The following is a 20,313-nucleotide window of genomic DNA, read 5'->3' as shown; positions in this document are numbered from 1 at the left end:
CTGCAGAGGACCTCACCGCACGTGAACGACTACTACGCCGACCTGGGTGTCGACCGCTCCGCGACCCCGGAGGAGATCAAGAAGGCCTATCGCAAGATGGCCCGCAAGCTCCACCCGGACGTCAACCCCGGTCCGGAGGCCGAGGAGGAGTTCAAGCGCGTCAGCCAGGCCTACGACGTCCTCGGCGACGAGGCCAAGCGGCGCCAGTACGACAGGGGCGCCGACCCCTACGGTGGCGCGCACGAGGGCTTCGGCGCCGGCTTCTCCTTCAGCGACATCATGGAGCAGTTCTTCGGCCAGGCCGCCGGCGGCGGCCGCGGTCCGCGCCCCCGTCAGGCGCGCGGCCAGGACGGGCTCGTCGCCCTCCAGGTCGACCTCGAGCAGGCGGTCTTCGGCGGGACCCAGGAGCTGACCATCGACACCGCCGAGCGGTGCGGCACCTGCTCTGGCGACGGTGCGCAGCCCGGCTCGGGCCGTCGCACCTGCGACGCCTGCGGTGGTCGCGGCGAGGTCCAGATGGTCCAGCGCAGCTTCCTCGGCCAGGTCATGACGTCGCGTCCGTGCGCGGCCTGCCAGGGCTTCGGCGAGGTCATCCCCAACCCCTGCTTCGAGTGCTCCGGCCAGGGGCGCGTCCGCTCCCGGCGCACGATGAACGTCCGCATCCCCGCGGGGATCGACACCGGCACCCGCATCCACCTCGCCGGCGAGGGTGAGGTCGGCTTCGGCGGAGGCCCGTCCGGCGACCTCTTCGTCGAGCTCCGGGTCGCGCCGCACCCGACCTTCACCCGCGAGGGCGACGACCTGCACGCGTCGGTGCGGCTGCCGATGACCGCGGCGGCCCTCGGGACGACGCTGACCTTCGAGACCTTCGACGGCCCGCAGCAGATCGAGATCAAGCGCGGCACGCAGCCCGGCGACACCGTCGTCCTCGACGACCTCGGCGTCACGCACCTGCGCGGCGGCGGCCGCGGCCGGCTGATCATCCACGCCGACGTCCGCACCCCCACCCGCCTCGACGCCGAGCAGGAGGAGCTCCTGCGCCGCCTCGCCGAGGTCCGTGACGAGACCGACCCGAGCGGCCAGCTCGCCGACGTCGACTCCGGGTTCATGGGCAAGCTCCGCCACGCCTTCAAGGGCCGCTGACGGTGACCGCACCCCTCTTCCACGTCTCCCCGGGGAGTCTTGAGGGCGTCGCCCCGGGCGCGACCGTGGTCGTGGAAGGGGTGGAGGCACGGCACGCGGTCACCGTGCGCCGGATCGCGGTGGGGGAGAGCGTCATCGTCGCCGACGGCGACGGGGCAGGGGCCGTCGGGACGGTCGAGTCGGCCGACCCGACCGCCCTCGTCGTGCGGGTCGAGACCCGACGCGACGAGCCGGCGCCCTCCCTTCGCCTCGTCCTCGTCCAGGCCCTCGCCAAGGGCGGTCGCGACGAGGCCGCCGTCGAGGCGGCCACCGAGCTCGGGGTCGACGAGGTGATCCCGTGGGAGGCGGACCGCTCGATCGTGCGCTGGAAGGGGCCGAAGGTCGCCAAGGCCCACCAGAAGTGGGTCAACGTCGCGGTCGCCGCCGCCAAGCAGTCGCGCCGGGCCCGCACGCCCCTCGTCACGCAGCCGGTCTCCACCAAGGACCTCGCGACCCGCGCGGCCGCGGCCGCGGCCGCCTTCGTCCTCCACGAGGACGCCACCGAGCCGCTCGCGACGGCGGCGCTCCCCGCCGAGGGGGACGTCCTGCTCGTCGTCGGGCCGGAGGGCGGCATCAGCCCGGCCGAGGTCGACGCGCTCGTCGCCGCCGGCGCCGCGCCGGTGCGCCTCGGTACCTCCGTCCTGCGCTCCTCGACGGCCGGCCCGGCAGCGCTCGCCGTGCTCTCGGCCCGCTCGCGCTGGACGTAGCCGGGGGCGCCGGCGGATCGTGCCGGCAGGCCCCCCGCCCGTAGACTCGAGCCACGATGCCTGATCCTTCGCGACCCGACCTCTCCGCACTCGACGGCCTGCCCGACGAGGCACCCACCTCCGCCCCCGACGGCGACACGACCGTCGACGAGACGATCGTCCTGCCGGACTCGGTGACGCCGGTGGCCCTCCTCGGCCCGCGCGACGAGCTGCTCCGCACCATGGAGCGGCAGTTCCCCCGCACCGAGATCCTCGTGCGGGGCAACGAGTTCCGCCTCTCCGGGCCCGCGCGTGACGTCGACATCATCGACCGGCTCCTCGGCGAGCTCATCGAGATCGTCCGCGCCGGCCAGCCGCTCAACCGGGACGCCGTCGAGCGCTCCATCGGCATGCTCCGCGGCAGCAGCCAGCAGCGGCCCGCCGACGTGCTCACCGCCAACATCGTGAGCAACCGGGGCCGCACCGTCCGGCCCAAGACGCTCGGTCAGAAGGAGTATGTCGACGCGATCGACGCCAACACCGTCGTCTTCGGCCTCGGTCCCGCCGGCACCGGCAAGACCTACCTCGCGATGGCCAAGGCCGTCGCGGCCCTGCAGGCCAAGCAGGTCGACCGGATCATCCTCACCCGCCCGGCCGTCGAGGCGGGGGAGCGGCTCGGCTTCCTGCCCGGCTCGCTCAACGACAAGATCGACCCGTACCTGCGCCCCCTCTACGACGCCCTGCACGACATGATCGACGCCGAGTCGATCCCGCGGCTCATGGCGGCCGGCACGATCGAGGTCGCGCCGCTGGCCTTCATGCGTGGCCGCACGCTGAACTCCGCCTTCGTCATCCTCGACGAGGCGCAGAACACCTCGCCCGAGCAGATGAAGATGTTCCTCACCCGCCTCGGCTTCGGCTCCAAGATGGTCGTCACCGGCGACACCTCGCAGGTCGACCTCCCCGGCGGCATCGAGTCGGGCCTCAAGGTCGTCCGGCGCGTGCTCGACGGCATCGAGGACATCCACTTCGCCGAGCTGACGAGCGAGGACGTCGTCCGGCACCGCCTCGTCGGCCAGATCGTCGACGCGTACGGCCGCTACGACGCGCGCCGTGGTCCGAGGGGGGAGCAACGATGAGCGTCGAGCTCGGCAACGAGACCGACCACGAGGTCGACCTCGACGAGATCCGCGAGATCTGCACCTACGTCCTCGAGCAGATGCACGTCCACCCGGGCGCCGACCTCTACGTGCGCCTCATCGACGAGCCGACGATGGCTCAGCTGCACGAGCAGTGGATGGACCTCCCCGGCCCGACCGACGTCATGTCCTTCCCCATGGACGAGCTGCGCCCCGGCCGCCCGGGCGAGCCCGCCGAGGGCATCCTCGGCGACATCGTGCTGTGCCCGAGCGTCGCCGAGCAGCAGGCCGCCGCTGCCGGGCACGCCCCCGCCGAGGAGCTGCTGCTCCTCACCACCCATGGGATCCTGCACCTCCTCGGCTACGACCACGCCGAGGTCAAGGAGGAGCGCGAGATGTTCGACCTCCAGCGCCGACTCCTCCTCACCTTCCTCGCCGGGCGGGGACGCACGGCGAACCCGCCGGCCGGCCGGTCGTGAGCCTCCCGCTCGTCGTCGTCGCGCTCGTCGCGACGGTCCTCGCGTTCGTCCTCGTGCTCGTCGAGTCGGCGATCTCGACGACCTCCCGGGTCGCCGCGGAGGCGGCCGAGGAGCAAGGACGAAGGGGGGCGGCCCCCCTTCGCGCGATCCTCGCCGACTCCTCCGGCTACGTCGCCGTCCTCGCCTTCGTGCGGGCCATCGCCGAGGCGACGGCCGCCGTCGTCGTCGCTGTCGGCGTCACCGAGGCGATCGAGGGCACGATCGAGCCGATCGTCGTCGCGATCGCGATCATGGTCGTTGTCTCCTTCGCCCTCGTCGGGGTCTCGCCGCGCACGCTCGGTCGCCAGCACTCGACGGCGATCGCCCTCGCGGCGGCACCGGTCGTCGTCGCGCTCCGTGGCGTGCTCGGTCCCGTGGCCCGCCTGCTCGTCGGCCTGGGCAACGCCGTCACCCCGGGCAAGGGCTACCGCGACGGCCCCTTCCGCTCCGAGGCCGAGCTGCGCGACCTCGTCGACCTCGCCGGGGAGTCCGCGCTCATCGAGGCCGAGGAGCGCGAGATGCTCCACTCGGTCTTCGACCTCGGAGACACCCTCGCGCGAGAGGTCATGGTGCCGCGCATCGACATGATCACCATCGAGGCCGACAAGCCCGCGCGCAAGGCGGTCAACCTCTTCATCCGCTCCGGCTTCTCCCGCGTGCCCGTCGTCGGGGAGAGCACCGACGACATCGTCGGGCTGCTCTACCTCAAGGACGTCATCCGCCGCACGACCGCCAGCCCCGAGGCCGGCGCCACCAAGGTCTCCGCCTTCATGCGACCCGCCCCCTTCGTCCCAGAGAGCAAGCCGATCGACGACCTGCTCCGTGAGATGCAGCGCGACAGCACGCACGCGGCGATCGTCGTCGACGAGTACGGCGGCACGGCCGGGCTCGTCACGATCGAGGACATCCTCGAGGAGATCGTCGGCGAGATCGACGACGAGTACGACCGCGAGACCCCTGGCGTCGAGGTCCTCGACGACGGCACGGTCCGGGTGCCCGCCTCGATGCACGTCGACGACCTCGCCGAGCTCTTCGACGTCACCCTCGAGGAGGACGAGGTCGACACCGTCGGCGGGCTCATCGGCAAGGTCGTCGGCAAGGTGCCGATCCTCGGCTCGCGGGCGGAGGTGGCCGGCCTCGTCCTCACGGCTGAGAAGATGTCCGGGCGGCGCCACCGTGTCGCGAGCGTCATCGTCGAGCGGAGCGAGCAGGCCGCCGACCATGTGGAGGAGGAGGCCTCGTGAGCGAGGACCACGACGAATACCGCGCGGGCTTCGCCTGCCTCGTCGGTCGACCCAACGCCGGCAAGTCGACGCTGACCAACGCCCTCGTCGGCGACAAGGTGGCGATCACCTCGAGCAAGCCGCAGACCACCCGGCACACGATCCGAGGCATCGTCTCCCGGCCGGGGCGGCAGCTGATCCTCGTCGACACACCAGGCCTCCACAAGCCGCGGACGCTCCTCGGTGAGCGGCTCAACGACCTCGTCCGCGAGACCCTCCTCGAGGTCGACGTCATCGGCTTCTGCCTGCCCGCGGACCAGAAGATCGGGCCCGGTGACAACTTCATCGCCGCAGAGCTCTCCGAGCTCCAGCGGGCCAGGCGGGTCCCGGTCGTGGCCATCGCCACGAAGACCGACCGGGTCGACCGAGAGCGCCTCGCCGAGCACCTCATCGCCATCGACCAGCTCGGCGACTGGGCCGCGATCGTCCCCTGCTCCGCCGTGCGCGGCGACCAGGTCGACGACGTGCTCGCACTGCTCAGCGACTACCTGCCGCCGGCCCCGGCCCCGCTCTACCCCGAGGACGTGCTCACCGACGAGCCGGCCGAGACGATGATCGCCGAGCTCGTCCGTGAGGCCGCGCTCGAGGGCGTGCGCGACGAGCTGCCGCACAGCCTCGCCGTGGTCGTCGAGGAGATGGTCCCGCGGGAGGACCGGCCCGAGGGCGACCCGATGACCGACGTGCGCGTCAACGTCTTCGTCGAGCGCGAGAGCCAGAAGGCGATCATCATCGGACGCGGCGGGTCACGGCTGCGCGAGGTCGGGACCAACGCCCGCCAGGGCATCGAGCGCGTGCTCGGCCACAAGGTCTACCTCGACCTCCACGTCAAGGTCGCCAAGGACTGGCAGCGCGACCCCAAGCAGCTGCAGCGGCTCGGCTTCTGATCCCTCCGCCTGGTCACTCCTGATTTGCCCCTCCCCGCACCGCGGGTCATCCTTGACGGCGGCCCACCCCCAGGGGTGGCGCAGACGCCACATACGCAACGGAAGGGGACGGCGGCCGTCGGTCGCCTACACAGACGTGACCAATCACAAGAAGCAGCGGCCGGAGACACCGCGCAGCCGGGTCGGGAGCACCGGGCCCGCAGGTGCTGCCCGTCTCACCGGCGACGCGGGGATGCTCGACAACGACCCTGCGCCGAGCGTCCGCCACCCGGCACTCGAGCCGCTGGTCGTCCCGCAGCACGACCAACCCGGTCGTCTCGACAAGATCGTCTTCGGCGTCACCGCCGCGCTGGCGATCGCCTTCGTCGTCTGGGGCGGGGTGAGCACCGCGACGCTCGCGAACGCCTCGGCGGGCGGTCTCGACTGGGTCGTGACGAACGCCGGCTGGCTCTTCAGCCTCACCGCCACCGGTTTCGTCTTCTTCGTCATCTGGCTCGCTGCCGGCAAGTACGGCTCCGTCCCGCTCGGCCGCGACGACGAGGGCCCGGAGTTCCGCACCGTCTCGTGGATCGCGATGATGTTCTCCGCCGGCATGGGCATCGGTCTGATGTTCTACGGCGCGGCCGAGCCGCTGGCGCACTACGTGACGCCCCCGCCGGGCACCGGTGAGCCGGGCCACGAGGCCTCGACCCGCACCGCGATGGCGACCACGTTGTTCCACTGGTCGCTGCACCCGTGGGCGATCTACGCCGTCGCCGGTCTCGCGATCGGCTACGGGGTCTTCCGCAAGGGGCGCCCCCTGACCATCAGCGGCGTCTTCGAGCCGCTCATCGGTCGTCGCCGCGTGCACGGCGCCACGGGCAAGGTCATCGACGTCTTCGCGATCTTCGCGACCCTCTTCGGGTCGGCCACCTCGCTGGGGCTCGGGGCCCTGCAGATCGCGTCGGGGGCGCAGATCGTCGGCTGGGCCAGCGGCCCGAGCAACGTCCTGCTCGTGGGGATCATCGTCGTCCTGACGATCTGCTTCATCATCTCGGCCGTGTCCGGTGTCGCGAAGGGCATCCAGTGGCTGTCCAACACCAACATGGTGCTGGCCCTGGCCCTCGCCCTCTTCGTCTTCGTCGTCGGCCCGACGATCTTCATCCTCAACCTGCTGCCGACGACGCTGGGCACCTACTTCCAGCACGTCATGGAGTACTCCGCCCGCACCAACGCCCAGGGAGAGGAGGGCGTCGAGGCCTGGCTGTCCGGCTGGACGATCTTCTACTGGGCCTGGTGGGTCAGCTGGACGCCCTTCGTCGGCATGTTCATCGCCCGCATCTCCCGTGGCCGCACCATCCGGGAGTTCGTCACCGGCGTGCTGCTCGTCCCGAGTGTCGTGAGCCTCGTCTGGTTCTCGATCTTCGGCGGCGCTGCGATCGACGCCGAGGCGAAGGGGGCCGAGCTGGCGGCCGCGGAGTCGGCCGAGGGCACTCTCTTCGCTCTCCTGGGCACGATGCCCTGGGCGACGGTCACCTCGGTGCTCGTCATGGTGCTCGTCGCGATCTTCTTCGTCTCCGGCGCCGACGCGGCCTCCATCGTCATGGGGACGCTCAGCGAGAACGGCACGCTCGAGCCGACCCGACCGACGGTGCTCTTCTGGGGTGTCGCGACCGGTGCCGTCGCGGCGATCATGCTGATCATCGGCGGCTCCGACGCGCTCTCCGGCCTGCAGCAGGTGACGATCATCGCCTCGTTGCCCTTCGTCGTCATCATGGTCGGCATGGCTGCGTCGCTGCTCAAGGACCTGCGCTCCGACCCGATGGTGGTGCGTGGCCAGTACGCCCGCGCGGCGGTCGAGCAGGCCGTCGTCGAGGGGGTCACCGAGCATGGTGACGACTTCGCGCTGTCGGTGGACCGAGCGGCACCGGGGGAGGGCGCCGGCCACGCTGTCGAGTCCTGATCCACGCAGCAGCGGGGCCGCCCACGACGGTGTGCGGCCCCGCTGGTGTGCGTGCTCGGCACCTCGGGCGGTGCAGAGGGTGACCCGCTCGCCGTCGATGACGGCGCTGATCAGGTCGCTCGCAGGGCAGCTCCTGCCACGGATCCGTCCAGCAGGCAGTCGCCGTCCGTGCCCCGACCGCCGTCCACCTATCCTGGGCGCATGCGTATCGGTGTGTTTGGTGCTACGGGTCAGGTCGGTTCGGTCATGCGCGCGCTCCTGGAGCAGCGCGACTTCCCGGTCGAGGAGATGCGGTACTTCGCCTCGGCCCGATCGGCAGGCTCGACCCTGCCCTGGAAGGACGGGGAGGTGACCGTCGAGGACACCGCCACCGCGGACTTCTCCGGGATCGACATCGCCCTCTTCTCCAACGGCGGGTCGACGAGCAAGGAGTGGGCGCCCAAGGTCGCCGCTGCCGGCGCGACCGTCATCGACAACTCGAGCGCCTGGCGCAAGGACCCCGAGGTCCCGCTCGTCGTCTCGGAGGTCAACGCCGCCGACCTCGGCGACATCCCCAAGGGCATCGTCGCCAACCCCAACTGCACGACGATGGCCGCGATGCCGGTGCTCGCGCCGCTCCACGCGAAGGCGGGCCTGGTCCGCCTCCACGTCGCCTCGTACCAGGCCGTCTCGGGCTCGGGCGGCGCCGGGCTCGTCGAGCTCGACAGCCAGCTGCGCGCGGGCTACGCCTCCGGCGACCCGAAGGACCTCGCCGTCGACGGCTCGGCCCTCACCCTCCCTTCGCCCCAGGTCTACAAGGTGCCGGTCGGCTTCAACGTCGTCCCCGTCGCCGGGTCGATCGTCGACGACGGCAGCGAGGAGACCGACGAGGAGCAGAAGCTGCGCAACGAGTCGCGCAAGATCCTCCACGCGCCCGACCTGCGGGTCTCCGGCACCTGCGTCCGTGTGCCCGTCTTCTCCGGTCACTCGCTCGCGATCCACGCCGAGTTCGAGCAGGACATCAGTCCCGAGGAAGCCCTCGAGATCCTCGGCCAGGCCCCGGGGGTCGTCGTCACCGACGTCCCCAACCCGCTCGAGGCGACCGGCAAGGACGAGATCTACGTCGGCCGCGTCCGTGCGGACCAGGCGGCGCCCGAGGGCAAGGGGCTCGTCCTCTTCGTCGTCGGTGACAACCTTCGCAAGGGCGCTGCCCTCAACGCGGTCCAGATCGCCGAGGAGCTCCTCGCGCGCCGCTGAGGACCTGCACGATGAACGTCCACGGAGGGGGACCGGCCGACGCCGGTCCCCCTCCGCCGTCTACACTCGCCAGCATGCGCGTGGTTCTCCTCCTTCGCCGCCGCGACGAGGCCTAGATCGGCCCCCCTCGTCGCGGAGTGCGTGATGCCCGGCCGGCCCCCACGCGATGACACGAAGCGAGTGAGCAGATGATCCACCCCCAGACCCCGTCGGGCATGCCGACGACGAAGTACGTCCCCTTCCAGGACCAGATCCGCGTCGAGCTGCCGGACCGCACGTGGCCAGACCGCGTCATGACGAAGGCGCCGCGCTGGTGCGCCGTCGACCTGCGTGACGGCAACCAGGCGCTCATCGACCCGATGGACCCAGAGCGCAAGCTGCGGATGTTCCAGCTGCTCGTCCGGATGGGCTTCAAGGAGATCGAGGTCGGCTTCCCGAGCGCGAGCCAGACCGACTTCGACTTCTGCCGCCAGCTCATCGAGGGCGGGCACATCCCCGACGACGTGACGATCCAGGTGCTCACGCAGTGCCGCGACCATCTCATCGAGCGGACCTTCGACGCCATCACCGGCGCGAAGCAGGCGATCGTCCACTTCTACAACTCGACCTCGGTGCTGCAGCGCCGTGTCGTCTTCAACACCGATCAGGACGGCATCGTCGACATCGCGCTCCAGGGTGCGCGCCTCATCAAGAAGCTCGAGGAGACGATCCCGGACACGACGATCTACTACGAGTACAGCCCGGAGTCCTACACGGGCACCGAGCTGGAGTTCGCGGCGCGGATCTGCAACGAGGTCATCGACATCATCGACCCGTCGCCGGACCACAAGATGATCATCAACCTGCCGGCGACCGTCGAGATGGCCACGCCGAACGTCTACGCCGACTCGGTCGAGTGGATGATCCGCAACATCGAGCGCCGCGACTCGGTCATCGTCTCGCTGCACCCGCACAACGACCGGGGCGAAGGGGTGGCTGCCGCCGAGCTCGGTTACCTCGCGGGTGCGGACCGGATCGAGGGTTGCCTCTTCGGCAACGGTGAGCGCACGGGCAACGTCGACCTCGTCACCCTCGGCATGAACCTCTTCAGCCAGGGCATCGACCCGCAGATCGACTTCTCGCAGATGGACGAGATCCGCCGCACCGTCGAGCACTGCAACCAGCTGCCCGTCCACCCGCGCCACCCGTGGGGCGGAGACCTGGTCTACACGGCCTTCTCCGGCTCGCACCAGGACGCGATCAAGAAGGGCTTCGAGGACATGGAGGCCCGGGCCAGGGCGGCGGGCACCGACGTCAACGGCATCGACTGGGGCGTGCCCTACCTGCCGATCGACCCGCACGACATCGGCCGCAGCTACGAGGCCGTCGTCCGCGTCAACAGCCAGTCCGGCAAGGGGGGCGTGAGCTACCTCCTCAAGAGCGAGCACGGGCTCGACCTGCCGCGCAGGCTCCAGGTGGAGTTCAGCCAGGTCGTGCAGCGCAAGACCGACGCCGAGGGGGGCGAGGTCAGCGGCGCCGACCTGTGGCAGATCTTCGGCGACGAGTACCTCCATGCCGAGGTCGTGGGCGAGCGCTGGGGCCGCTTCTTCCCGGTGCGCTCGACGATCACCGGCTCCGACGACGGCATCGACGTCATCGAGTCGACGATCCTCGACAACGGTCACGAGCAGACGATCCACGGGCGCGGCAACGGCCCGATCGCGGCCTTCATCGACGCGCTGTCGACGATCGGCGTCGACGTGCGCGTGCTCGACTACGCCGAGCACGCGCTGTCCGCCGGTGGCGACGCGCGTGCCGCGGCGTACGTCGAGTGCGCGGTCGGAGAGCGGGTCCTCTGGGGCGTCGGCCTGCACGAGTCGATCGTCAAGGCCTCGCTCCGCGCGATCCTCTCTGCGGTCAACCGCGCCGAGCGTGACGCGGTCGTCACCGGGCCCGGCGAGCGGGCGATCAGCCGCCCGGGCGGCGGTCCCTGACCCGAGCTGCCTCAGCGGACGCCGCGGACCCGGAACTGCGCAGAGATGCGCGGTCCGACCGCGGCCTTCGTCTTCGGGATCGCGTGGTCCCACGTGCGCTGGCAGCTGCCGCCCATGACGACGAGGTCGCCGTGGCCGAGCGAGTAGCGGCGGCTCTCGCCGCCGTCGCGGGGGCGCAGCGCGAGCTGCCGGGCCGAGCCGAGCGAGACGATCGCGATCATCGTGTCGCTCTCGCGGCTGCGCCCGATGCGGTCGCCGTGCCACGCGACGGAGTCCCGCCCGTCGCGGTAGAGGCACAGGCCGGCCGTGGCGAAGGGCTCGCCGAGCTCGCGCGCGTAGTGGGCGGAGAGCCGGTCGCGGGCCTCGGCGAGCGCCGGGTGGGGGAGCGGCGCCCCCTCGTCGTAGAAGGCGGTGAGGCGCGGCACGTCGACGACCCGCTCGTACATCTGGCGGCGCTCAGCGCGCCAGGGGACGTGCCGGACGAGCGCGTCGAAGACCTCGTCGGCGCCACCCAGCCAGCCTGGGAGCAGGTCGACCCAGGCGCCGTGCGACAGCTCGATCCGGTGCAGGCCGGAGAGGCTGCCGAAGCTGGAGTCCTCACCGGCGTCGAAGAGGGAGCCCTGGAGTGCGAGCATGCGTCGAGCCTAGCAAGAGATCGAACAGATGTTCGAGAGGCTGGTCGGGTCAGCGTGCCGGGTCGGCGCCGTCCCGGGTGCGTAGGCGCAGGCCGAGCACGCTGGCGCCGAGCAGGACCGCACCCGCGACGAGCAGCGCCCCGGCCGCGCCGAGGGCGCCGTCGGAGAGGTCGACCGCGGCCTCCGTGGCGGCCAGGGTCAGCGCGACGACCCCCGTCCCGAGGTAGGGCCAGTCGAGGGTGCGTGAGTAGAGGACGAAGGCGGCTGCGCCGACGACGGCGAGCAGGACGTAGGCGATCCACGACCGGTCGTCCGCGATCGTCGTCTGCGCCCCGATGACGCTCAGGACGCCACCGACGACCTGGCCGAGCGTCCGCTCGCGGAGCACCCCCCGCTCGGTGAGCACGAGCCACACGCCACCCAGCGCGAGGACCATCACGGCGACGACGAGGGCAGCGCGGCGCGGCGGGTCCTGCGTCAGCACGAGCGTGATGAGGGTCAGCGGCGCGGTGATCGCGATGCCGAGGTGGGCCACCGCCGTCCGGGTGAGGGCGTAGACGAGGATCATCAGCAGGCACGCGACCCCGAAGCCGAGCTGCTGCGGCCGGGGCTCCTCGAGCTCGGCGACCTGCATGCCCCAGGTGCCGACCGCGCCGGCGGCCACCGCCGCGGCGCCGACCCCGAGCGTCCCGGCCAGGAGCAGGCGGGCCTGCCGGGCCAGCGGGGTGGCCTCGTGCTCGGCGGGTGCGGTCCGACGGACGGCGAGGGCCGCGCCCGCGAGGACGAGGGCGCTGACGAGCAGAGCGGCGACGCGTGCCCCCGGTCCCATCCGGGACCACTGCGAGGCGATGAAGACCGCCGCGGCCGCGACGACGAGGATCCCGCCGAGGTACCCCGCGACCTCGGCTGCCAGGCGTGAGGTGGCTGGGCGGTCGGTGCGCCGGGCGTCGTGCGGTACGCGCGCCGCAACGACCTGCGTCGCGGCGGCGCGGTCGTCCTCACGCAGGAGGCCGGCATCGACGAGATCGCCGGCGATGTCCCGCGCGAGGTGGCTGGACGGCTCGATGGTCCCCATCGCCCCAGTCTCCCGCGACCCGCGCCTCCCCGTCGGTGAACCAGAGGATCACGGCGCGCCCGACAACCACTCTCCCCGCGCGACGTCCGGCGACTCGGCGCTCTGGCTGGCCTCCCGTGGCTCGCCGAGATGGTGCTGCGCCGGTCCGCCGTCCACGCGTAGGACAATGGCCCCATGCCCCTCTACCGAGACACCGGTGTCGTGCTCCGCACGCACAAGCTCGGGGAGGCGGACCGGATCATCACGGTGCTCACCCGGGGCCGGGGCAAGATCCGCACGGTGGCGAAGGGGGTGCGCCGCACCAAGTCTCGTTTCGGCGCCCGTCTGGAGCCCGGCATGCACGTCGACCTCCAGTGCTACGAGGGACGCAACCTCGACACCGTGACCCAGGCCGTCGGGCTCGACGCGTGGGGGCACGACCTCGCGAGCCGCTACTCCGAGTGGACCGCGGCCGCGGCGATCCTCGAGACCGCCGACCGGCTCACCGAGGAGCAGGAGGTCTCGGTGCAGCAGTACCACCTGCTCTGCGGGGCGCTGCGCACCCTCGCCGGCGGCGAGCACGACGCCTCGCTCGTCCTGGATGCCTACCTCCTGCGCGCGCTCGCCGTGGCCGGCTGGGCGCCGAGCCTGCACGACTGCGCCCGCTGCGGCGCGGACGGGCCGCACCGCGCCTTCCAGGTCGCCGCCGGCGGCACGGTCTGCGCCCAGTGCCGCACCCCGGGTGCGACCGCCCCGGCGCCGGCGACCCTCACCCTCATGGCCGCGCTGCTCAGCGGCGACTGGGCCGAGGCCGACCGCTCCGAGCCGGCAGCTCGCCGCGAGTCCAGCGGGCTGACCGCCGCCTTCCTCCAGTGGCACCTCGAGCGCGGCATCCGGTCGCTGAGCCTCGTCGACCGCACCCCGACGCCCGCAACCGGACCCGCAAGGACACGATGACCACCCAGCGCTACCTCACCCCCTTCGCCCACCCGAGCGGGGCCACCCCCCCACCCGTGCCCGCCGACCTCGTCCCCGGCCACGTCGCGATCGTCATGGACGGCAACGGCCGGTGGGCCAACGAGCGCGGGCTGCCCCGGACGAAGGGGCACGAGGCGGGGGAGGGTGCGCTGCTCGACGTCGTCGCCGGGGCGCTCGAGATCGGCGTCCAGCACCTGTCGACCTACGCCTTCTCCACCGAGAACTGGCGCCGCTCGCCCGAGGAGGTGCGCTTCCTCATGGGCTTCAACCGCGATGTCATCCGGCGCCGCCGCGACCAGCTGCACTCGTGGGGCGTGCGGATGCGCTGGGTCGGGCGCCGACCGCGGCTGTGGAGCTCGGTCATCAAGGAGCTCGAGATCGCGCAGGAGATGACCCGGCACAACGACGCGATGACGCTGTACTTCTGCGTCAACTACGGCGGCCGCGCCGAGATCGCCGACGCGGTGCAGCGCATCGCCGAGGAGGTGCGCAAGGGGCGCCTCAAGGGCAGCGGCATCGACGAGCGGACGATCGCGCGCTACCTCGCCGAGCCGGACATGCCGGACGTCGACCTCTTCCTGCGCAGCTCCGGGGAGCAGCGCACGAGCAACTTCCTGCTGTGGCAGAGCGCCTACGCCGAGATGGTCTTCCAGGACACGCTGTGGCCGGACTACGACCGGCGGCACCTGTGGGAGGCCATCGAGACCTACGCGCGGCGCGAGCGCCGGTACGGGGGAGCGGTCGACGCCCCGAAGGGGTGAGCGCTCACGCCCTCGAGCAGCGGCCGCAGCGGCCGAAGATCTCCAGGGTGTGCTCGACCTCGGTGAAGCCGTGCTCGGCGCTCACCTGCTCGGCCCAGCGCTCCACCGCAGGGCCCTCGACCTCGACCGTCGCGCCGCACTCGCGGCAGACGATGTGGTGGTGGTGGCCGGTGCTGCACATCCGGTAGACGGATTCGCCCTCGTCGGTCCGCAGCACGTCGACCTCGCCGTCTGCGGCCATCGTCGTCAGGGTGCGGTAGACCGTCGCGAGCCCGATGCGCTGGCCGGCGTCACGCAGCTGGGTGTGGATCTCCTGCGCGGAGCGGAACTCCGTCGTCGCGCCGAGCTGCTCGGTGATCGCGGTGCGCTGCCGGGTCGGGCGGCGGGTGGGCGTCTCAGCCACGGGCCACCTCCTCCTGGGCGTGGGGGTGCATGGGGTCGTGCTCGTGCTCCGAGTGCTCGTCCCAGTGGTCGCCGTGGCTCGCGTGCCGGTGGCCGTCGTGGAGATAGTCGACGTGGTCGCCGTGGGGGATCGCCTCGTGGCCGCACTCGGCCCAGTGGACGTGGTCGTGCTCCTCGGCCGGGGCGTGCTGCCCGCGGCGCAGCCGGGTGCGGACCGCCCCGGCCAGACCCGCGAGCGCGAAGACTGCGATGGCCAGCAGGACGATCGTGCCGCCGCTCGGGGTGTCGGCGTAGAAGCTGACGACGACGCCGCCGACGCTCGTGAGCAGCCCGATGAGGACCGCCCAGCGCAGGCTCGCCCGGAAGGACCGCCCGAGGAACTGGCCGGACGCGTTGGGCAGGATCATCAGCGCGCTGATGAGCAGCAGGCCGATGACCCGCATCGAGACGACGACGGTGACCGCGGTGAGGACGGCGAGCAGCACGTTGAGACCGAGCACAGGCAGGCCCGTGGCCCGGGCATACTCCTCGTCCTGCGCCACGGCGAAGAGCCGGCCGCGCAGCGTCGTCGTCACGAGGATCACGACGAGTGAGAGCACCGCGAAGACCACGAGGTCCGTGCGGCTCACCGTGTTGATCGCGCCGAAGAGATAGCCCGTGAGGTTGGCGGGGGTGCCGCTCGGCGACCTGGCGATGATGACCACGCCGGCGGCGATGCCGCCGTAGAACATCACCGCGAGCGCGAGGTCGCCGCTCGTGCGGCCGAGCCGCTGGACGAGCTCGATGACGACGGCGGCGACGACCGCCGCGACGAGCGCGGTCCACACCGGCGAGCTCCCGGTGAAGATCCCGACGCCGACGCCGGCCAGGGCGACGTGGCCGATGCCGTCGCCGATGAGCGACATGCGCCGCTGCACGAGGAAGATCCCGACGAGCGGAGCCGCGACCCCGACGAGGAGTGCGGCGAGCAGCGCGTTGCGCATGAAGTCGAGCGCGAGGAGGTCAAGCACGGGGCTCACCTGCGCCGCCGAGAGGGTGGAGGCCGAGCGACCTCGCGTCCGCGTCGTCGAAGGGGTGGTGGTGCCCGTCCTCGTGCCCGTCGGTGAGCCCCTCGGGCGGGCCGTCGTAGGCGATGTGGCCGGCCTGGACGACGACGGCCCGGGTGATGAGGTCGCGGAGCGCGGCGAGCTCGTGGGTGACGATGACGAGGGTCGCGCCGCGCTCGACGAGCCGGGCGAGGACCTGGCTCAGGACGCGCTGGTTGCCCACGTCGACGCCGGCCGTCGGCTCGTCGAGGAAGAAGAGCTCGGGCTGGGAGGCGAGCGCCCGCGCGATGAGCACGCGGCGCTGCTGCCCGCCTGAGAGGGTCGAGACGTCATGGCCCGCATAGTCGGCCAGGCCCACCGTGTCGATCGCGTCGGTGACGATCGCGCGGTCGGTCCGCGCCCCCGACCGCCACGGAGCCCACCACGGGTGGTGCGGGAGGCGTCCCACGGCGACGACCTCCTCAACGGTCGCGTTGACCGAGGCGCTGAGGGAGTGGCGCTGCGGGACATAGCCGACCCGGGTGCGGTCGTGCAGCTCGTCCCGTGGGGTGCCGAAGATGTCGACCGACCCGGCGAGCTGGTCGGCCAGGCCGAGGACGCCCTTGACGAGGGTCGACTTGCCGGCGCCGTTCGGGCCGAGCAGGGCGACGACCTCGCCCTGCCGGACGGTGAGGTCGACGTCGGCGACGACGGCGCGCTCGCCGTAGCCGAAGGCCGCCCGCTGCAGGTGCAGGGGCGGCGCGTCCGGCGCAGGGGTCAGCGGCACTCCTGTCCCTCCCGGAGGGTGGCGAGGTTGGCGCGCATGACGCCAAGGTAGTCCTGCGCGGCGGAGCTGTCGGTGATCCCCTCGAGCGGGTCGAGCGTCGCGACCTTGACGCCGGCCTCGCGGGCGATGGTCTCGGCGACCGCGCGCGGGGCGAGCGGCTCGGTGTAGATCGTCGCGACGTCGTGCTCGGTGATGTGGGCGACGACCGCGGCCATGTCCTGGGCGCTCGGCTCGGACTCGGGGGTGAGCCCGGTGATGCCCTCCTGCTCGAGGTCGTAGGCCTCGGCGAGGTAGGCGAAGGCGGTGTGGCTCGTGACGAGCTCGCGGTGGGTGCAGTCCTCGAGCCCGGCGGTCATGTCCTTGTCGAGCACGGTGAGCTCCTCGCGGAAGGCCGCGGCGTTGGCACGGTAGTCCTCGGCGTGCTCGGGGTCGGTCGTGGCCAGCCGGCCGGCGATCGCGTCGGCCACGTCGGCGTAACGGATCGGGTCGAGCCAGAAGTGCGGGTCGGTCGCGCCGTGGTCGTGCCCCTCGGGCCCGTCCTCCGCATGCTCGGCGTGCTCCTCGGGGCTCTCTCCCTCGTGCCCGGCCTCGCTCGCCCCGAGATCGAGGTGCGCGTCGCGGGAGACGTCGAAGGCGGCGTCGCCCGCCTCCGCGGCGGCGTCGTCGACGGCGGGCTGGAAGTCCTTGAGGTAGACGAGCAGGTCAGCCCGCGTCACGCCGAGCATGTCCTTCGGGGTCAGCTCGACGTCGTGCGCCTCGGCGCCGGGCCTGGTGAGGTTGGTGACGCTGACGTGCTCGCCGCCGACCCGGACGGCGGCGTGCTCGAGCGGGTAGAAGGAGGCGACGACCTCGATCCCTCCGCCGTCGTCAGCGGCGTCCTCGGAGGAGCCGCACGCGGAGAGCGTGCTCGCGGCGAGGGCGGTGGCGGTGAAGGCGAGGAGAGGACGCTTCATGAGAACGATTCTCAACCATACTGAGAACCATTGTCAAAGCGGCTCAGCGGGGGACGGCCCGAACGATCGTCACGGCGAGGAGCAGGGCGATGACGGCGAGGCGGAGCAGCTTCTCCGCCGGGGTGAGCCGCGGCCAGCTCGCGACGAGGATCCACACGAGCAGCAGCGTCGCGACGGCGAGCAGGACCCACCCCCACGGCACGAAGCCGCCGAGCAGCACGAGGCCGAAGACGAAGAGGACGGGGACCGCCGGCGGGAGGCTCGAGATCCAGCGGACGGCGGAGCCGCTCGTCCGGCCGAGGACGTTGCCGTCGTCGGGGCGGTCGGGGCGGGGAGAGGGGGGAGACGCAGGCACGTCTCCCAGCGTAGGCGGTGGTGATCCGTGGCTCGTCGTCCGGTTAGCCTTGCGCCCATGGCCAAGCAGACCTCCACCGTCGACACCGTCGTCTCCCTGTGCAAGCGCCGGGGCTTCGTCTTCCCGTGCGGGGAGATCTACGGAGGCACGCGCTCCGCGTGGGACTACGGGCCCCTCGGCGCGGAGCTCAAGGAGAACATCCGCAAGCAGTGGTGGCGCTCGATCGTCCACGGCCGCGACGACGTCGTCGGCCTCGACTCCTCGATCATCCTGCCCTCCAAGGTGTGGGAGGCCTCGGGCCACGTCGCAACCTTCAACGACCCGCTCACCGAGTGCCAGTCCTGCCACAGGCGCTTCCGTGCGGACCACCTGCAGGAGGCGCTCGCCGAGAAGCAGGCGAAGAAGTCTGGCGAGGAGGTCGACCCCGACTCGATCCCGCTCGCCGAGATCAACTGCCCGAGCTGCGGGGTCAAGGGTCAGTGGACCGAGCCCAAGCCCTTCTCCGGGATGCTCAAGACCTACCTCGGCGTGCACGAGGACGAGTCCGGCCTGCACTACCTGCGCCCGGAGACCGCCCAGGGCATCTTCGTCAACTTCCTCAACGTCATGGGGACGGCCCGCAAGAAGCCCCCCTTCGGCATCGCCCAGACCGGCAAGGCGTTCCGCAACGAGATCACCCCGGGCAACTTCATCTTCCGCACCCGCGAGTTCGAGCAGATGGAGCTCGAGTTCTTCGTCAAGCCGGGCGAGGACGAGGAGTGGCACCAGTACTGGATCGACGAGCGCACCCGCTGGTACGTCGACCTCGGCATCAACCCGGACAACCTGCGGCACTTCGAGCACCCGCAGGAGAAGCTGAGCCACTACGCGAAGCGCACCGTCGACATCGAGTACCGGTTCAACTTCACCGGCAGCGAGTGGGGCGAGCTCGAGGGCATCGCCAACCGCACCGACTTCGACCTCGGCACGCACACGAAGCACTCGGGCACCGACATGGTCTACTTCGACCAGGCGACGGGGGAGAAGTACACGCCCTACGTCATCGAGCCCTCCGCGGGCCTCTCGCGCTCGCTCATGACCTTCCTCGTCGACGCGTACGCCGAGGACGAGGCGCCCAACGCCAAGGGTGGTGTCGACAAGCGCACGGTGCTCCGTCTCGACCACCGTCTCGCGCCGGTCAAGGCCGCCGTCCTGCCGCTCTCGCGCAACGCCGACCTCTCGCCGAAGGCGCGTGACCTCGCTGCCCAGCTGCGCAAGCACTGGAACGTCGACTTCGACGACGCGCAGGCGATCGGCAAGCGCTACCGCCGCCAGGACGAGATCGGCACCCCGTACTGCATCACCGTCGACTTCGACACCCTCGAGGACGACGCGGTGACGATCCGCGAGCGCGACTCGATGCAGCAGGAGCGGATCAGCCTCGACCAGGTCGAGTCCTACCTCGCGCCGAGGCTCCTCGGCAGCTGACCCCGCGGGGACCGCTCTTCGGTCGGGTCCCAACCCTTCACCCCTCGTCGTGCGTTGAGCAGGTGTGAGCGCACGGCGAAGGGGATGATGGGGCGTGGTCGTCGACGAGGACTTCGCGCAGTGGGCAGGGGCGCGTCAGCACGCGTTCGTGCGTGCGGCCGACCTCGTCTGCGGTGACCCCCACCTCGCGGAGGACCTCGTCCAGGACGCGCTGGCGAAGGACGCGGAGCGCTGGGAGCGGCTGCGGGGCGAGAACCCCGACGGCTACGCCCGCAAGATCCTCTACCGCGACAGCGTCTCGTCGTGGCGACGCACCCGGCACGAGGACCGAGGTGCCGAACTCCCCGAGCGCAGCGGCCACCCCTTCGCCGACGCCGTCCTCGACCGGGTCGCCCTCGAGCAGCTGCTCGGCGGGCTCACGCCCGGCCAGCGGGCGGTCGTCGTGCTCCGCTTCTTCGAGGACCGCTCGGTCCGCGAGTGCGCCGAGGTCCTCGGCATGCGGGGGAGAAGCACTGGCGCATCACCGGCGAGCCCGGCACCCGGACCGCTCGCCGGCGCGCACCGTTGAGCGCCCGGCCGGAGGACATCGTCGCGGCCGGGCCCGGGAGCAGCCGGCTGCAGCGGATCTCGTACGACGGTGCGGGCCGCAGGGTCGGCGTCCGGGACCTCCCGCTCGAGGTCGGCGGGACGATGGCCGGGACGGTGTCGAACATCGAGGGCTGGTCGGCAGCATCGGTCTTCCTGGGCCGGTCCGTCGGCGAGGAGCTCGGCGCCTACCAGGGGGCCTACACGGTGCAGATCGACATGTCGCCCAGGCCCCGGCTGCTCACGCCGCCGGTCTCCGACACGACCCACAAGGGCGGTTTCCAGCCTCTCGGGTGGGGTCCGCGAGACACCCTGCTCGTGCTCTCGTCGAGCGCCGAGGGGGAGCGGGTCCTCGCATGGGACGTCATCGGCGGCGGGGTGAGCCGGGCCGGAGAGCTTGTCGGGACGCCGGAGGTCGGTGCCGAGGAGCGACCCGGCCCGGCCCTGGCCGCGATCGCGCTCTGAGCG

At 71.8% G+C, this 20,313-nt stretch carries 21 protein-coding genes; 14 read left to right on the top strand and 7 right to left on the bottom strand.

Features of this window, described 5'->3' with window-relative positions; genetic code table 11:
* The first annotated feature begins 21 nt into the window (after positions 1-21).
* The 9 genes from dnaJ to leuA all read left to right on the top strand — a co-directional run bounded on the left by dnaJ (position 22) and on the right by leuA (position 10,843).
* The gene (gene dnaJ, locus JNO54_RS11035; RefSeq protein WP_204143947.1) at positions 22-1,143 is read left to right on the top strand and encodes a molecular chaperone DnaJ; all 1,122 of its coding nucleotides are present in this window, start codon (positions 22-24) and stop codon (positions 1,141-1,143) included.
* A 2-nt stretch (positions 1,144-1,145) separates the two neighbouring features.
* A complete protein-coding gene (locus tag JNO54_RS11030) occupies positions 1,146-1,889 on the top strand; it encodes a 16S rRNA (uracil(1498)-N(3))-methyltransferase (RefSeq protein ID WP_204143946.1) in 744 nt (247 codons plus the stop codon).
* Between the two features lie 56 nt (positions 1,890-1,945).
* Complete coding sequence (locus JNO54_RS11025; protein ID WP_204143945.1) at positions 1,946-3,007, top strand: PhoH family protein; 1,062 nt, start codon at positions 1,946-1,948, stop codon at positions 3,005-3,007.
* Positions 3,004-3,486: an rRNA maturation RNase YbeY gene (ybeY, locus tag JNO54_RS11020; protein ID WP_204143944.1), complete on the top strand. Its 483-nt coding sequence runs from the start codon at positions 3,004-3,006 to the stop codon at positions 3,484-3,486. Before JNO54_RS11025 ends, ybeY begins: the two co-directional genes overlap by 4 nt.
* Positions 3,483-4,769 carry a hemolysin family protein gene (locus JNO54_RS11015; protein WP_204143943.1) on the top strand — a complete coding sequence of 429 codons (1,287 nt, stop codon included), beginning with the start codon at positions 3,483-3,485 and terminating at the stop codon, positions 4,767-4,769. Before ybeY ends, JNO54_RS11015 begins: the two co-directional genes overlap by 4 nt.
* Entirely contained in the window at positions 4,766-5,692 is a 927-nt protein-coding gene (gene era / locus JNO54_RS11010; RefSeq protein WP_204143942.1) for a GTPase Era, read from the top strand. The genes JNO54_RS11015 and era overlap by 4 nt, the downstream gene beginning before the upstream one ends.
* A 136-nt stretch (positions 5,693-5,828) precedes the next feature.
* The gene (locus JNO54_RS11005; RefSeq protein WP_307818175.1) at positions 5,829-7,634 is read left to right on the top strand and encodes a BCCT family transporter; all 1,806 of its coding nucleotides are present in this window, start codon (positions 5,829-5,831) and stop codon (positions 7,632-7,634) included.
* A gap of 201 nt (positions 7,635-7,835) precedes the next feature.
* Complete coding sequence (locus tag JNO54_RS11000) at positions 7,836-8,870, top strand: aspartate-semialdehyde dehydrogenase (RefSeq protein ID WP_204143941.1); 1,035 nt, start codon at positions 7,836-7,838, stop codon at positions 8,868-8,870.
* Positions 8,871-9,058: 188 nt separating this feature from the next.
* Complete coding sequence (leuA, locus tag JNO54_RS10995) at positions 9,059-10,843, top strand: 2-isopropylmalate synthase (RefSeq protein WP_204143940.1); 1,785 nt, start codon at positions 9,059-9,061, stop codon at positions 10,841-10,843.
* Positions 10,844-10,854: 11 nt separating this feature from the next.
* On the opposite strand, the gene JNO54_RS10990 is transcribed toward leuA, so the two are convergent.
* On the bottom strand, positions 10,855-11,478 hold the full coding sequence (locus JNO54_RS10990) for an alpha-ketoglutarate-dependent dioxygenase AlkB (protein ID WP_204143939.1): 624 nt from the start codon (positions 11,476-11,478) through the stop codon (positions 10,855-10,857).
* A 49-nt stretch (positions 11,479-11,527) separates the two neighbouring features.
* On the bottom strand, positions 11,528-12,553 hold the full coding sequence (locus JNO54_RS10985) for a DUF2157 domain-containing protein (RefSeq protein ID WP_204143938.1): 1,026 nt from the start codon (positions 12,551-12,553) through the stop codon (positions 11,528-11,530).
* A gap of 174 nt (positions 12,554-12,727) precedes the next feature.
* Between JNO54_RS10985 and recO the strand changes: the two genes are divergently transcribed.
* Together recO and JNO54_RS10975 are read left to right on the top strand one after the other, a co-directional pair.
* Positions 12,728-13,489, top strand: coding sequence for a DNA repair protein RecO (gene recO, locus JNO54_RS10980; protein WP_204143937.1), 762 nt, complete (start codon positions 12,728-12,730; stop codon positions 13,487-13,489).
* Positions 13,486-14,271 carry an isoprenyl transferase gene (locus tag JNO54_RS10975; RefSeq protein ID WP_204143936.1) on the top strand — a complete coding sequence of 262 codons (786 nt, stop codon included), beginning with the start codon at positions 13,486-13,488 and terminating at the stop codon, positions 14,269-14,271. The genes recO and JNO54_RS10975 overlap by 4 nt, the downstream gene beginning before the upstream one ends.
* Positions 14,272-14,275: 4 nt before the next feature.
* Here JNO54_RS10975 and JNO54_RS10970 read toward each other — a convergent pair whose 3' ends face one another.
* From JNO54_RS10970 to JNO54_RS10950, 5 genes are read right to left on the bottom strand one after another with little or no spacing between them, the layout of a single operon-like run.
* Positions 14,276-14,674 carry a Fur family transcriptional regulator gene (locus tag JNO54_RS10970; protein WP_204143935.1) on the bottom strand — a complete coding sequence of 133 codons (399 nt, stop codon included), beginning with the start codon at positions 14,672-14,674 and terminating at the stop codon, positions 14,276-14,278.
* On the bottom strand, positions 14,667-15,683 hold the full coding sequence (locus JNO54_RS10965; protein WP_204143934.1) for a metal ABC transporter permease: 1,017 nt from the start codon (positions 15,681-15,683) through the stop codon (positions 14,667-14,669). Before JNO54_RS10965 ends, JNO54_RS10970 begins: the two co-directional genes overlap by 8 nt.
* Positions 15,676-16,485, bottom strand: coding sequence for a metal ABC transporter ATP-binding protein (locus tag JNO54_RS10960; protein WP_204143933.1), 810 nt, complete (start codon positions 16,483-16,485; stop codon positions 15,676-15,678). Before JNO54_RS10960 ends, JNO54_RS10965 begins: the two co-directional genes overlap by 8 nt.
* Entirely contained in the window at positions 16,476-17,438 is a 963-nt protein-coding gene (locus tag JNO54_RS10955) for a metal ABC transporter substrate-binding protein (protein WP_204143932.1), read from the bottom strand. The genes JNO54_RS10960 and JNO54_RS10955 overlap by 10 nt, the downstream gene beginning before the upstream one ends.
* Positions 17,439-17,481: 43 nt before the next feature.
* Positions 17,482-17,793, bottom strand: a complete 312-nt coding sequence (locus JNO54_RS10950; RefSeq protein WP_204143931.1) for a hypothetical protein — start codon at positions 17,791-17,793, stop codon at positions 17,482-17,484.
* A gap of 57 nt (positions 17,794-17,850) precedes the next feature.
* Here JNO54_RS10950 and JNO54_RS10945 point away from each other — a divergent pair, with 57 nt between their 5' ends.
* From JNO54_RS10945 to JNO54_RS10935, 3 genes are all read left to right on the top strand, one after another.
* Positions 17,851-19,260: a glycine--tRNA ligase gene (locus tag JNO54_RS10945; RefSeq protein WP_204143930.1), complete on the top strand. Its 1,410-nt coding sequence runs from the start codon at positions 17,851-17,853 to the stop codon at positions 19,258-19,260.
* A gap of 94 nt (positions 19,261-19,354) precedes the next feature.
* Positions 19,355-19,828, top strand: a complete 474-nt coding sequence (locus tag JNO54_RS10940; RefSeq protein WP_204143929.1) for a sigma-70 family RNA polymerase sigma factor — start codon at positions 19,355-19,357, stop codon at positions 19,826-19,828.
* On the top strand, positions 19,825-20,310 hold the full coding sequence (locus tag JNO54_RS10935) for a hypothetical protein (RefSeq protein WP_204143928.1): 486 nt from the start codon (positions 19,825-19,827) through the stop codon (positions 20,308-20,310). Before JNO54_RS10940 ends, JNO54_RS10935 begins: the two co-directional genes overlap by 4 nt.
* Positions 20,311-20,313: the final 3 nt, after the last annotated feature.

It is taken from the genome of Janibacter endophyticus (assembly GCF_016888335.1).
Taxonomy (GTDB): Bacteria; Actinomycetota; Actinomycetes; order Actinomycetales; family Dermatophilaceae; genus Marihabitans; species Marihabitans endophyticum.
This window is presented reverse-complemented; position numbering and strand designations above follow the sequence as displayed.